Genomic DNA, 13636 nt, shown 5'->3' with positions numbered 1-13636 from the left:
AGGCCAAAAAAGAACCAATTCCGGACCATGTTCTTATTGGTACGGAAATGGTCATATGCTATTCCGACGGTCACGGGGTGGCGCAGATTTGAGCGGGGGCATGGAATTGGCGATGTTTTCTGAGAAGATCGGCGGCCTCGCCGGCGACGATCACGCCCCGCTCTACAAGCAGCTGCAGCGCGCCCTGCGCGAGGCGATCCAGACGAAGGTGCTGTCGCCCGACGACGCCCTGCCGGCCGAACGCGACCTGGCCGAGGAATTCGGCATCTCGCGCATCACCGTGCGCAAGGCTCTGGACGGCCTGGTCAGCGAGGGCTTGCTGACCCGCCGCCAGGGCGCGGGCACGTTCGTCGCCGCCCGGGTGGAAAAAAGCTTCTCCAAGCTGTCGTCGTTCACCGAGGACATGATCTCGCGCGGGCGCACGCCGCGCAGCGAGTGGATCAGCAAGGCCGAGGGCCTAGTCACCCCCGAGGAGTCCCTGACCCTGGGCCTGTCGCCCGGCACCCAGGTCTATCGCTTCGCCCGGATCCGCTACGCCGACGGCGCGCCGATGGCCGTGGAATACTCCACCATCGCCGGCTTCGCCCTGTCCTCGGCCGAGGCGGTGGGCGTGTCGCTCTATGAAGCCCTCGCCGCCACGGGCCATCGGCCCGCCCGCGCCCTGCAGCGGCTGCGCGCGGTGCTGTTCACCGCCGAACATGCCGAACTGCTGGGCGTTCCGCCCAAGGACGCCGGCCTGCTGATCGAGCGTCGCGGCTTCCTGAAGGACGGCCGGGCGGTCGAGGTGACCCAGTCCTATTACCGCGGCGACGCCTACGACTTCGTCGCCGAACTGAACGCCCTTTCCTGAAGGGTCCGTGCTGAACGGGGCCCGCCCCGCGCTTATCTGAAGGAACGCCCGTCTTGGAGGCCCATGTCTTGACCCGATCCGCCCCCCCTGCCGAACCTTCCTCCACGCCGGGGCGCCTGACGGCGGAATCGACCCGCATGTTCCTCGAGGCCGGCCAGGCCTCGCAGGTGGTCGCCGCCCAGCTGGCGGCCAACGCCGCCCGCGCGGCCAGGATCGCCGAGCGGCTGCGGGCCACGCCGCCCCGCGCCGTGGTCACCTGCGCGCGGGGCAGCTCGGACCACGCCGCCACCTTCGCCAAGTACCTGATCGAGACCCGCACCGGCGTGCTGACCTCATCGGCCGCCCTGTCGGTCAGCTCGGTCTACGCCGCCCAGCAGGACCTGGGCGAGGTGCTGTACCTGGCCATTTCCCAGTCGGGCAAGAGCCCCGACCTGCTGGCCTCGGTCCAGGCCGCCAAGGACGCCGGGGCCTTCGTCATCGCCCTGGTCAACGACACCACCTCGCCCCTGGCCGCCCTGGCCGACGAGGTCCTGCCGCTGCACGCCGGGCCCGAGCTGAGCGTGGCGGCCACCAAGTCCTATATCGCCGCCCTGGCGGCCATCGCCCAGCTGGTCGCCGCCTGGACCGGGGACGACGACCTGACCGCCGCCCTCGCCACCCTGCCCGCCCTGCTGGCCGAGGCCTGGACCCTGGACTGGACGCCGGCCGTCGAGCGCCTGAAGCTGGCCCGCAACCTCTATGTGCTGGGGCGCGGCGTCGGCTTCGGCGTGGCCCAGGAAGCGGCCCTGAAGTTCAAGGAAACCTGCGGCCTGCACGCCGAGGCCTTCAGCGCCGCCGAGGTGCTGCACGGGCCGATGGCGCTGGTGAAGGCAGGCTTCCCGGTCCTGGTGTTCGCCCAGAACGACGAGAGCCGCGACAGCGTCGACGCCATGGCCAAGGGCGTGGCCGAGCGGGGCGGCGACGTGCTGCTGGCCGGCGCGGGTGAAGCGGGAGCCGGCGCGCTTCCCGCCCTCGCCGCCCATCCTGTGATCGAGCCGATCCTGATGATCCAGAGCTTTTACCGCATGGCCAACGCCCTGTCGGTGGCCCGCGGCTACGATCCCGACAGCCCCCCGCACCTCAACAAGGTCACAGAAACCGTCTGATGCAGTCCGTTCTCGTTAATGGCCGCATCCTGACGCCGCAGGGGATCGTCGACGGCAAGGCCGTGGTGATCCGCGACGGCCGGATCGCGGCCCTCCTCGCCCCCGCCGACACCCCGGCCGACGCCGCGCGCCACGACCTGGACGGCGGCCTGCTGGTCCCAGGCTTCATCGACACCCAGGTCAACGGCGGCGGCGGGGTGTTGTTCAACGACTCCACCACCGTCGAGGCCATCGCGGCCATCGGCGCCGCCCACCGGTCCTACGGGACCACCGGCTTCCTGCCCACCCTGATCAGCGACGACCTGGCCGTGGTCGACGCCGCCATGCGGGCGACCGAGCAGGCGATCGAGGCCGGCGTGCCCGGCGTGCTGGGCGTTCACATCGAGGGCCCGTTCCTCAACGCCAAGCGCAAGGGCATCCACGACGCCAGCAAGTTCCGCACCCTCGACGACCAGGCCGTGGCCCTGCTCAGTTCGCTCAAGCGCGGCAAGACCCTGGTGACCCTGGCCCCGGAAACCACCACGCCCGAGCGGGTGCGCCGCCTGGCCGAGGCCGGGGTGATCGTCGCCGCCGGCCACACCAACGCCGCCTATGGCACGGTGCGCAAGGCGCTGGACGCGGGCCTGACCGGCTTCACCCACCTGTTCAACGCCATGTCGCCGCTGACCAGCCGCGAGCCGGGCGTGGTGGGCGCGGCCCTGGAAAGCCAGACCGCCTGGTGCGGGATCATCGTCGACGGCCGCCACGTGGATCCCGCCGTGCTGCGCATCGCCCTGCGCACCCGGCCGCTGGACCGCTTCATGCTGGTGACCGACGCCATGCCCACGGTCGGCATGGCGGACAAGAGCTTCGACCTGCAGGGGCGGCATATCCGCGTGGTCGACGGGGTGTGCGTCGACGACCACGGCACCCTGGCCGGCTCTGACCTGGACATGATCGGCGCGGTGCGCAACGCCGTGGCGATGATGGGCCTGTCGCTGGAGGACGCGGTTCGCATCGCCTCGGCCGCCCCCGCCGCCTTCCTGGGCCTGGCGGGCCAGCGCGGCGCGATCCAGGCCGGCCAAGCCGCCGACCTGGTGCTGCTGGACGAGGCCCTGACCGTGCGCCGCACCTGGATCGACGGCGTCGCGAGCTGATAGACCGCTTTCCTGTGGGACGCGGACAAGGACCAAAGAAGAAGGGCGCTGGTCTGCACCAGCGCCCTTCGGTCGTTTCGGTAAGGCGGCGATCTAGAACTTGTACCGCACGCCCAGATAGAACTGACGGCCGAAGTGGACGTACTCTTCCGAGCTCATGCGCGTGGAGTCGTCGACCTTGCTGTCTTCCTGGTCGGTTAGGTTGATCGCTTCGAGGGTGACCGTGAACTTGTTGAACTCGTAGCTGACCTGACCGTCGAGGTTGAAGGTCTTTTCCTTGATCCGCACGTCGTTGTTGTTGGTCGCCGAGGGGGCCACCTGGATCAGGTACTGGTCGCGATACGAACCCGAGATCCGCGCCTTGAAGCCGGCGTTCTCGTAGTAGAGCGTAGCGTTGAAGGCGTCGGGCGACAGGTTGAGCAGCGGCTGGGTGACCAGCACCGCCGGGGCGGTCTGGACCCGGGGCGTGCCGCCGAACGTCGGCGACTTGATGATGTAGTCGATATCGCTCTTGACGTGGGTGTAGTTGACGATCGCGCCGAACTTGTCGAACGGGGCCGGCAGGAAGGTGAACGGACGCTGGGCGCTCAGTTCGAAGCCGCGCAGCTTGCCGCCAGGGCTGTTGATGTTGGTCGTCACCGTGAACGGCGAGGCGCTGGTGTTGCCGTTGCTGAGCAGGCTGTTGGGCAGGCCGGTCTCGGACCAGGTCATGACCTCGGCCGTCTGCTGGATATAGGACTTGATGTCCTTCTGGAAGAAGCCGGCCGACAGCAGGGTTTCCTTGTCCGGATACCATTCGAAGCTGAGGTCCAGATTGTTGGCCAGCATCGGATCGAGATCCGGGTTGCCGCGCGTCAGGGTCTGCGCGCTCTGGCTCATGGCGGTGAAGCCCGGAGTCAGGTTCTGCAACTGCGGACGCGTCATCACCTTGGCGGCGGCGAAGCGGATGAAGAAGTTCTCCATCGGCTGGGCCGAGATGTTCAGGGCGGGCAGGGTGTTGGTGTACTCGCGGCTCACCGACTGGGTCGCGTCGGTGGCCATCTGCTCGGAAATGGTGCCGAACGGCGTGCTCACCGGCGTGGCGACGTTGCCGGCGTTGTAGTGGCCGGTCGCCGACTGCTCGGTCTTCACATAGCGGACGCCGAGGTTGCCTCGGATCGGGATGTTGAAGATGTCGTAGTCGAAGTCACCCTGGATGTAGAAGGCGGTGTCCTTTTCGGTGATCTCCCGCAGCGCGCCCAGCTGGTTGAGCACGCTGAGGCGGAAGTCGCCGTTGGCGTTGATGCAGTTGCAGTCGTAGCCGATGGCCTTCTTCAGCTTGTCCAGGTCGGGCGCGATCCACGAGGTCGGCACGCCGCTCGGCAGGTCGAGGCCGCGGCCGAAGCCGGTGATCAGGCGCGAGACGTCGGCGACGGTGACGCCGGCCGGCAGCGGATAGCCGGCCTCGGCCGTGAAGGTCGTGCCCGTGGCCGCCAGGTTGCGCGAGAACAGGCGCTTTTCCCATGAGGAGAAGCCGTATTCCTTGTAGTCGCCGCCATAACGCAGCTTGAAGCCGTCGAGGATCTCATAGTCGACGTCGGCCCGGAAGGTCTTGAAGGTGTTGACCGCCTTGCTGGGACGCAGGCGCAGCAGCGACGCGTCGCCGTTGGTGTTGCTGGCGGTGTAGGTGAAGTTGGCCGGATTGGTCGGATCGAAGCCGTAGTTGAAGCTCGGCAGCTTGTCGTTGGCCGAGTAGTCATAGCTGTAGTTGTCGCTGTTGTAGCGATCGAACGAGAACGTGGTCTGGACAGGGTTGTCCTGGATCGACCGCGACTGGCCATAGACGATGTTCAGGTGGCCGGCGTCGCCGAACTTGGTGTCGTAGGTCAGGGTGAACTGGTTGAACTCGGTCTTCAGGTCGTCGTGGCGATATTCGACCCGGGCGTCGACGTCGTCGAACGTGCCCTTGATCAGGTGGCCCTTGTCGTCGGCCTGGAAGTTGACCACGTCGGTCTGGGGCACGCCCGCGCCGCTGCGGCTGAACGAGATGACTTCCAGATAGGTCTCGTCGCGGTTGTTGGTGAACTTGGCCAGCAGGCCGTCCAAGGTCAGGGTCGAGTTCTCGGTCGGACGCCATTGCAGCGAACCGGTGACGCCCAGGCGCTTCTGGTCGTACTGCAGGCGGCCATAGCGCGGGATGCGCGGGTGCCACAGGTTGTTGGCGGTGCCGGCGGCGGCCGTGGTGGTCGGGGTGGTGCCGCCGACGACGGTGCCGATCTGGGCGCAGGTCAGGGGCGGGCCGCTGACCGGGTTATAGGCCGCGCCGGTGCAGGGGAAGGCCGTCGCCGAGTTGAACGCCACGCTGGGATTTTCCCAGCGGCCGGTCGAGGAGCCTTCTTCCAGCGTCTTGCGCTCGGCGTAGGCCACCGAGATCAGGGCGCCGATCTCGCCGATGCCGGTGTCCCAGCGGTTGCTGGCCAGGAAGGTGAAGCGCGGGTCCTTCTTCCGCGACAGGTCGTTCCAGCCGATCTTGGCGCCCATGCTCATGGCCGGGCCGCTGAAGTCGAACGGACGCGAGGCCTGCAGGTCGATGATCGCGCCCAGCGAGCCTTCCTCGTTCATGGCCGAGGTCGACTTGCGCACGGTGACGCTGTTGAACAGCTCCGAGGCGAAGATCGAGAAGTCGAACTGGCGGCCGCGGTTGGCGCCGCCCGAGCTGTCCTTGCCGCCGGTGGTGGCCAGGGCTTCCAGGCCGTTCAGGCGCACCACGGTGAAGTCGGGACCCAGGCCGCGGACGGTGATCGTACGGCCTTCGCCGCCGTCACGGTCGATCGACACGCCCGGCACGCGCTGCAGCGACTCGGCCAGGTTCAGGTCGGGGAAGTCGGCGATGTCCTGCGCCTTGATGACGTCGACCAGGTCGTTTTCGCGGCGCTTGATGTCCAGGGCGTTGGCCAGGCTGGCCCGGAAGCCGGTGACGACCACTTCCTCGACGGCGGTGTCGTCGGCGGCGGGCGCCGGCGTTTCCTGCGCGGCGGCGGCGCCGGCCAGCGCCATAGCCATCAGCATGGCGCCGCTGGACGCACCGAGCTTCAGCGCGCGAACGCGCTGCTTAGAGACCTGAGACAATGGATCCTCCTCCCGTGACCACGTTTCTTTTGAACGACGCTTTCGCATCGCCCGGCCGAAGAGTGCGTCCGCGCTTCCTTCCCGCGCGGCCGTTCTTGGGCCGTCTATTCTGACACCGGTGTCAAATCTCCGCGAGACCTTGTCCTGACACCGGTAGCAATGCAAGCGGTATCAAATGAAACCGCCGATCACAAGATGGCTGAAGCGTGGCGGAATGTAGCGGCGCGGCAATCGTGTCGTTTGGGCCACATCAAGGTCAAGCTTGCCGCGTCGGCGCCGGCTCAGGCCTCGTCGATCCGCCGTTGGCTGACCTTGTTGAGGCCGTCGATCACCGCCCGGCGCTGGTCGGGACTCAGGTCGGCGGTGCGCAGCAGCCGCAGGGCGTTGATGTGCACGTCGACCGCGTCCCAGCGCCAGGCGCCGGCCTCGGCGCAGTTGTCGACCAGGGCGCAGAACGAGACCGCCGCCTGGTCGACGCACGAGCCTGGCAGGAAGCCCGAGACGTCGATGATGCGCAGCGCCAGGGCGTAGAGGTCCTGGAAGGCCCCGGCGGCGCGGGTCGCCGCCGCCGGCCGGCCGAACCGGGCGTCGATCTCGGCCAGAGCGGCGTCCAGCACCGCCAGCGACTCGGCGCGCAGCGGCTCCAGCGCCGCGTCGGCGGCCGCCAGGGCGTCCTTGGCCGTCACGCCGCCATTGGCCCGGACCAGCATCGACAGGCGGTTGGGGGCGCGGAATTTACGCATGACGCTCATGACTTGGCTTTCTCGGAGTCGGCGGACTCCAGCGACGGGGCGCCGGGCGGGCGGAGCGCTTGCGGGGGATCCTCGCGGCGACGCCCCTTGGCGCCGGCTGGCGGGCCGTCGTTCTTGAACCGGCGGTCGGGACCCAGATAGGTCTCGCACTCGATGAACTGGCGATCTTCCCTGGCCGCCCACAGGATGCGCTCCAGCACGATCTTGGGCGTGATCGGCTTGGCGATCGTGAAGTTGGCGCCGGCGTCACGGCCCTTGAACACCTGCGAGGGCGGCGTGTGGCCCGAGACCAGGATCACCGCCAGGTAACGGTTGGCCTCCAGGGCGCCGCGGCGCAGCCACTTGACCAGTTCGTAGCCATCGACCCCGGCCATGTTGGTGGCGCTGATGACCAGGTCGAACGTGCGCTCGCGCAGCAGGGTCTGGGCCGCCCTGGCGCCGTCGGCGCGCGTCAGGTTCCCTACGCCGAAGCCGAGCAGCACCTGGGACAGCAGGTTCAGCGACGGGATGCTGTCGTCGACCAGCAGCACCTCGACCTTCTCGAGATTGATGCGGGCCGAGGCGTGGAGCGGTTCGCGCATGGCCTAGAAGAAGTCGAGCTCGCCGGCCGTGGCGTCCCAGCCGTCGTGGTTTTTCGCGTCGCGCAGGCGCACCACGAGATCGGCCAGGCCGAGGCCCTCGAGCAGCGGCTCGACGGCCATGCTCCATTCGCCGGAGGCATGCTGGCCGATGCGGGCCAGCACCTCCGACAGACCGTGCAGGCGCTGGCTCAGCTCGTCCAGGGCCTGCAGCCGCGACAGGTTCTCCAGGGCCGCGCCGCCGCTGGCCAGGTCGCCGGCGACGTGCTCGCAATCGCGGCAGATCGCCGCCGCCGCCATCAACTCCGCCGCCAGCCGACGCGAGAGCTCGCCGACGGGCAACTGCCCGGGGGAGGTCTCGTCGGTGTCGGTCAGGGCGAGCGGCTGGGCGGTCATGGGCGTCAGAACAGGTCCACGTCGCCGCTGGACGCGGCAGGCATCGGGGCGGGCGCGGGACGACGGACGTCCTGCGGGGCGTTGTCGACGGCGACCAGGCGCTGGCGCACCCGACCGGACGCGGGCCAGAACTCGACGCGGCGGGCCGACAGGCCGCCGGTGCTGGACGAGACGATCGGAATGCCCTCGTCGCGCAGGAAGCGCTCGGCGAAGGCGGCGTTGCTGGCGCCGACGTCCGAAAGGCCGTCGAACAGCTTGCCCCCGCCGAAGATCTTGGCCTCGAGGCGCTCGCGACGGGCGCCCTTCTTCAGGAGGCCGTTGATCAGCAACTCCATGGCGTAGGCGCCGTAGCGGACGGCGTCGCCGCTGTCCTTGCTGCGATCGCCGGAGTCCGGCAGCAGGAAGTGGTTCATGCCGCCGATGCCCGTGGTCGGATCGCGCAGGCAGGCGGCGATGCACGAACCGAGCACCGTGGTCATGACCACGTTCGGGTCGGCCGACACGTGGCTCTCGCCCTGGGTGACGTGAACCTTGATCGCGGGGCCCGCTTCGTCTGGGTAGGGGTCTCGACCGATCATGTCAGCTGGCCAAAGACCTGTTCGATCTTTTCCTTCAGGCCTTGGACGGTGAACGGCTTGACGCAGTAGTTGTTGACGCCGAACTGCACGGCGCGCTGGACCAGCTCGCGATCGGCCCGGCCGGTCAGCATGACGAAAGCCGTCTGGCGGATCGGCGGGTGCGAGCGCACCGCGCGCAGCAGGGCCAGCCCGTCCATCTTCGGCATGTTGAAGTCCGAGATGACCAGGTTGGCCGGCTTGGCCAGGAGGTTCTTGAGCGCCTCCTCGCCGTCGGGGGCCTCGCGGATGTCCTTGAAGCCGATCTGCTGCAAGGCGTTGCGGATCAACGCCCGCATGGTCAGCTGGTCATCGACGACGAGAACGGAAATGGAGCTTGCTTGGGGCATGGGTTCATCGCCTCGCGGAGGCCAGATCGAGGATGGTTTGGCCCATGGAGGACAGGGGGACCTGCTTCTCCACGGCGCCGAGTTCAAAAGCCGTGCGCGGCATGCCGTAGACGACGCAGCTCTGCTCGTCCTGGCCGATCGTCCGGGCGCCGGCCTTGCGCATGGCCAGCAGGCCCTGCGCGCCGTCGCGGCCCATGCCCGTCAGGATGGCGCCCACCGCCTTGTCGCCGACCGCCTGGGCCACCGAGTTGAACAGCACGTCGACCGACGGCCGGTGGCCGCTGACCGGGTCGCCCTGGACCAGGCGGCAGCGCAGCCCGGCCGAGCGAACGACCTCCAGGTGGGTCGCCCCGCCCGGCGCGACATAGACCTTGCCCGGCTCCAGCAGGGCGCCGTCGACGGCTTCCTGCACCCGGGCGCCGCTGGCGCGGTCGAGGCGGGCGGCGAAGCTGGCCGTGAAGGTGGCCGGCATGTGCTGGGTGATCACCGTCGGCGGGCCGGTCTCGGGGAACTGGCTGAGGATCGACAGCAGGGCTTCCACCCCGCCGGTCGACGAGCCGATCGCCACGATGTCGCCCGACGGCAGGTAGTTTAGGCGGCGGGCCGTGGCCGGCGCGGCGTCGGCCTTGGTCCGCACCGAGGCTCGAGCCGCGGCCTTGACCTTGTCGGCCACCTCGGCCAGGGCCTCGGCGGTGCCGGTCGCGTTGGTGGGCTTGCCCACGCAGTCGACGGCGCCAAGCTCCAGCGCGCGCAGGGTCATCTCGGCCCCGGCCTGGGTCAGGCTGGAGACCATGACCACCGGCATCGGCCGCAGGCGCATGATCTTCTCGAGGAACTCGATGCCGTTCATGTTCGGCATCTCGATATCGAGGGTGACGACGTCGGGGTTCAGGGCCTTGATCATGCCCCGGGCCTCGAACGGGTCGCCGGCGGCGCCGACCACCTCGATCTCGGGGTCACGGGTCAGGGCGGCCGTGATCAGGCTCCGCATGGTGGCGGAGTCGTCGACGACGAGGACGCGAATCTTGGCCATCAGCGACCCACCTTGCGGTAGGCGGTCAGGCCGGCGCTTTCGAAAGCGGTAATGGAAGCACCCACACGTTCGGAATGGCCGACATAGAGCTTGCCGCCCGGGGCGACCAGCGGCGCGAAGCGCTGCCAGACCCGCTCCTGGGTGGGCTCGTCGAAATAGATGACGACGTTGCGGCAGAAGATGGCGTCGAACGGCCCCTTCATCGGCCAGCTGGGACCGTTCAGGTTCAGCTCGCGGAACGCCACCAGCTGGCGGGCCGTCTCGCAGACCCGGAAGCTGCGGCGGTCGCTGGCGTCGCGCTCGAAATACTGGCTGCGCATGTTGGCGGGGATGCCTTCGAGGAGCTGCTCCTCGTAGACCGCCGCCCGGCCCGTCGCCAGCACGTTGGTGTCGATGTCGGTGCCCAGGATCCGGATGTCCAGCTCGGCGGCGTTCGGCCACACCGACAGCACGGTGAAGGCCATCGAATAGGGCTCCTGGCCCGACGAGCAGGCCGCCGACCACAGGCGCAGGCGCCCGCCGGCCCGGACCTTGTCGGCCATCGGCTCCAGGATGTTGGCGCGCAGGTCGTCGAAATGGTGCGGCTCGCGGAAGAACCGGGTGACGTTGGTCGTCAGGGCCCGGAGCATATGCTGCTGCTCGTCGACATTGCCGTCCTGGGCGACGAACGCGCAGTACTCCGCGAACGACTTCAGGCCCAGGGTGCGCAGGCGCTTGGCCAGGCGCGAATAGACCAGGGTCGCCTTGCTGTCGGGCAGGCTGATGCCGGCCTGCTCGTACAGCAGGGCGGCGATCCGCTTGAAGTCGGCGCCCGTGAAGGCGAACTCGCCGTCGACGAGGGCCTCGCGGCGATCGGAGAAGGAGGTCGAGGGTGTGGTCATATCAGGCGGCCAGGGCCTCGCGCTCGGGGAGCAGGCGGTCCAGCGAGATCTCGCTGATCATCCGCCCTTCGATGGAAATGATGCCGCGCACGAAGTGGCGGACGTTCTCGCAGGCGATGTCCGGGGTGGGCTGGCACATCTCGTCGGTGATCGACAGGATGTCGGACACCGCGTCGACCAGCAGGCCGACCGTGCGGTCGCCGGCCTGGACCACGATGAACACGCTGCGCACGTTCGGCTCGGTGGTGGGCATGCCGATGCGGGCGGCCAGGTCCATGATCGGCAGGACCGCGCCGCGCAGGTTGATCACGCCGCGCATGTAGGCGGGCGACTGCGGCAGGGTGGTGGCCGGGCTCCAGCCGCGGATCTCGCGGACGGCCATGATGTCCACGCAGTATTCCTGCTCGCCCACGCGGAACGAGATCAGTTCGCGGGTTTCGCTGCTGTGGATGGCGTTGGGTTCGGTCATCGGGCTATTCCGCGGCGATGAGGCTGGGATCGACGGCGGGCGGCGGGCTGCGGCGACGCAGGTTGATCACCGCGTCGACGTCGAGGATCAGGGCCACCCGGCCGTCGCCCAGGATGGTCGCGGCGGCGACGCCCTCGACCTGCTGGTAGTTCTGTTCCAGCGACTTGATGACCACCTGGCGCTGGCCGTGGATGGCGTCGGCCACCAGGGCGGCGCGCGAGCCGTCCTCGCCCTCGACCAGCAGCACCACGCCCTCGGTCGCCGACGGCGACTTGCTGCGATAGTTCAGGGTCAGGCCCACGTCGATCAGCGGCACGAAGCTGTCACGCACGGCCAGGACCGAACCGGTCGGACCCAGGGGCCGGATTTCCTCGGCCTTGGGCCGCAGGCTTTCGACGATGCAGGCCAGCGGGATGACCAGGGTCTCGCCGGCCACGTCGACCACCATGCCGTCCAGGACAGCCAGGGTCAGCGGCAGGCTCAGCGTGAAGGTCGAGCCCAGGCCCGGACGCGACGAGATCGAGATGCGACCGCCCAGCGCCTGGACGCTGCGCTTGACCACGTCCATGCCGACGCCGCGGCCCGAGACGTCCGAGATCTTGTCGGCGGTCGAGAAGCCCGGGAGGAAGATCAGGTTGTCGATCTCCTCGTCGGTCAGGGTCAGGTCCGGCGAGATCAGGCCCTTGTTGACGGCGATCGACAACACCCGCTCGCGGTTGATGCCCTTGCCGTCGTCCTGGACCTCGATGACGATCCGGCCGCTGCGATGCAGGGCGGCCAGGCGCACGACGCCTTCGGGATTCTTGCCGGCCGCCTTGCGCTCCTCGGGGCTTTCCAGCCCGTGGTCGATGGCGTTGCGCAGCATGTGGGTGATCGGATCGGCCAGACGCTCGATGACCGTCTTGTCGACCTCGGTGTTCTCGCCGTCCATCACCAGGCGGGCCTGCTTGCCCGTCATGTTGGCGACTTCGCGGACCAGGCGCGGCATACGCTGGAACACCGACTTCACCGGCTGGGCGCGGATGGCCATCACGCTGTCCTGGATCTGGCGGGTAAGCTGCTCCAGCTCATCCAGGCCCATGGCCAGGTTCGACGACGGGGCGATGCCGTATTCGCCGACGCGTTGGGCCAGCATGGCCTGGTTGATGACCAGCTCGCCGACCAGGTCGATCAGGTGGTCGATGCGCTCGGGATCGACGCGGATCACCGACTGGCCCGGACCGGGGACGTCGATCTGGGCCGGCTTGGCGGCGGGGGCGGCCGGGGCGTTGGCGGCGACCGGAGCGGCGGCGGGCGTCGGAGCCGGCGCGGCGACAGGGGCCGGCGGGGCGATCTCGACGACCGGAGCGGCGGCGACGACCGGCGCTTCGACCGGGACTTCGATCGCGGCGGGCGCGGGCGTCGGAGCGGCCACGTCCAGCAGGGTCGCCAGCACCTCGGCCACCGGGGCCTCGCCGCGGGTGATCTCCAGGTCGCAGTCGCCGTCGACGAATTCGAAGACTTCGCGGATGGCCTCCTCGCCCTGGTCCGTCTCGAGCCGGACGCTCCAGGTGACGTAGGCGGCTTCGGGATCGATGAATTCCAGGGCCGGCAGGGCGCTGTCGTCCAGGGTCGCCTGGATCGGGCCCAGGCGACTCAGCTCGCGCAGCAGCAGGGCCGTCTCGTTGGCCTTGCGGTACAGGTCGGACTTCGGACGGATCGACACCGTCCAGACATTGCCGTCTAGCACGGCCGCGTCGGCGGCCTGGGCGTCGAGGGTGATGGTCATCGGCTGGAAGTCGAAGCCCAGGTCGTCGTCGTCCATCCCGTCATCCGCGCCGACCACGATCGGGGCGGCGTCGACGTACCGAGGAGTCTCGACCACCGGCGCGGCGGCGGCCGGAACAGGCGCGGCGGCGGGGTCGGTGACAGCCTTCAGTTCGGCGGCCATGGCGGCCGAGGCGTCCATGTCGACCACGCCCAGGCCGCGAGCGGCGCTGACATGGTCGGCCAGCACGTCCGAGGCGCGCAGCAGCAGGGCCGTCAGGTCCGGCGTGCCCGGGATCTCGTTCGACCGCAAGGCGTCCAGCAGGGTCTCGAACACGTGGGCGAAGCGCACCAGCGGTTCCAGGCCGAAGGCGCCGGCGCCGCCCTTGATCGAGTGCACGGCCCGGAAGACGGCGTTGACGGTGTCGCCATCGTCGTTGCCGTCCTGCATGGCCAAGAGCCCGCCTTCAAGATCGGCGAGCAGTTCCTCGCATTCCTGAAAGAAGGTGACCTTGATGGCCTCTAGCTCGTCCATTCCCCGACTTCCTACAAAGGTATTTCAGTACCTAAAGCACCTG

13 protein-coding genes are annotated in these 13636 nt (G+C 68.8%); 3 read left to right on the top strand and 10 right to left on the bottom strand.

Features of this window, described 5'->3' with window-relative positions; translation table 11 throughout:
• The first annotated feature begins 100 nt into the window (after positions 1 to 100).
• From G3M57_RS02180 to nagA, 3 genes are read left to right on the top strand one after another with little or no spacing between them, the layout of a single operon-like run.
• Positions 101 to 850: a GntR family transcriptional regulator gene (locus G3M57_RS02180; RefSeq protein WP_230983847.1), complete on the top strand. Its 750-nt coding sequence runs from the start codon at positions 101 to 103 to the stop codon at positions 848 to 850.
• Positions 851 to 903: 53 nt separating this feature from the next.
• Complete coding sequence (locus G3M57_RS02175; protein ID WP_056754262.1) at positions 904 to 1995, top strand: SIS domain-containing protein; 1092 nt, start codon at positions 904 to 906, stop codon at positions 1993 to 1995.
• Complete coding sequence (gene nagA, locus G3M57_RS02170) at positions 1995 to 3131, top strand: N-acetylglucosamine-6-phosphate deacetylase (protein WP_163228538.1); 1137 nt, start codon at positions 1995 to 1997, stop codon at positions 3129 to 3131. Before G3M57_RS02175 ends, nagA begins: the two co-directional genes overlap by 1 nt.
• A gap of 93 nt (positions 3132 to 3224) precedes the next feature.
• Here nagA and G3M57_RS02165 read toward each other — a convergent pair whose 3' ends face one another.
• The 10 genes from G3M57_RS02165 to G3M57_RS02120 form a co-directional block, all read right to left on the bottom strand.
• On the bottom strand, positions 3225 to 6179 hold the full coding sequence (locus tag G3M57_RS02165; protein WP_373287715.1) for a TonB-dependent receptor: 2955 nt from the start codon (positions 6177 to 6179) through the stop codon (positions 3225 to 3227).
• Between the two features lie 341 nt (positions 6180 to 6520).
• The gene (locus tag G3M57_RS02160; RefSeq protein WP_163228536.1) at positions 6521 to 6991 is read right to left on the bottom strand and encodes a chemotaxis protein CheE; all 471 of its coding nucleotides are present in this window, start codon (positions 6989 to 6991) and stop codon (positions 6521 to 6523) included.
• Entirely contained in the window at positions 6988 to 7572 is a 585-nt protein-coding gene (locus G3M57_RS02155) for a response regulator (RefSeq protein ID WP_056754273.1), read from the bottom strand. The genes G3M57_RS02160 and G3M57_RS02155 overlap by 4 nt, the downstream gene beginning before the upstream one ends.
• A gap of 3 nt (positions 7573 to 7575) precedes the next feature.
• Positions 7576 to 7965 carry a hypothetical protein gene (locus tag G3M57_RS02150; protein ID WP_056754276.1) on the bottom strand — a complete coding sequence of 130 codons (390 nt, stop codon included), beginning with the start codon at positions 7963 to 7965 and terminating at the stop codon, positions 7576 to 7578.
• A gap of 5 nt (positions 7966 to 7970) precedes the next feature.
• Positions 7971 to 8543: a chemotaxis protein CheD gene (locus G3M57_RS02145; protein WP_056754279.1), complete on the bottom strand. Its 573-nt coding sequence runs from the start codon at positions 8541 to 8543 to the stop codon at positions 7971 to 7973.
• The gene (locus G3M57_RS02140) at positions 8540 to 8929 is read right to left on the bottom strand and encodes a response regulator (protein ID WP_019847929.1); all 390 of its coding nucleotides are present in this window, start codon (positions 8927 to 8929) and stop codon (positions 8540 to 8542) included. Before G3M57_RS02140 ends, G3M57_RS02145 begins: the two co-directional genes overlap by 4 nt.
• Positions 8930 to 8933: 4 nt before the next feature.
• Entirely contained in the window at positions 8934 to 9962 is a 1029-nt protein-coding gene (locus tag G3M57_RS02135; RefSeq protein ID WP_056754281.1) for a protein-glutamate methylesterase/protein-glutamine glutaminase, read from the bottom strand.
• Complete coding sequence (locus G3M57_RS02130; RefSeq protein ID WP_056754284.1) at positions 9962 to 10843, bottom strand: CheR family methyltransferase; 882 nt, start codon at positions 10841 to 10843, stop codon at positions 9962 to 9964. The genes G3M57_RS02135 and G3M57_RS02130 overlap by 1 nt, the downstream gene beginning before the upstream one ends.
• Position 10844: 1 nt before the next feature.
• The gene (locus G3M57_RS02125) at positions 10845 to 11312 is read right to left on the bottom strand and encodes a chemotaxis protein CheW (RefSeq protein ID WP_056754288.1); all 468 of its coding nucleotides are present in this window, start codon (positions 11310 to 11312) and stop codon (positions 10845 to 10847) included.
• Between the two features lie 4 nt (positions 11313 to 11316).
• A complete protein-coding gene (locus G3M57_RS02120) occupies positions 11317 to 13593 on the bottom strand; it encodes a chemotaxis protein CheA (protein WP_163228535.1) in 2277 nt (758 codons plus the stop codon).
• Positions 13594 to 13636: the final 43 nt, after the last annotated feature.

Origin of the sequence: Caulobacter rhizosphaerae (genome assembly GCF_010977555.1) — a bacterium.
Classification (GTDB): Bacteria; Pseudomonadota; Alphaproteobacteria; order Caulobacterales; family Caulobacteraceae; genus Caulobacter; species Caulobacter rhizosphaerae.
Note: the sequence above shows the minus strand (reverse complement) of the source record. Positions and strands in the feature narration are given on the sequence as shown.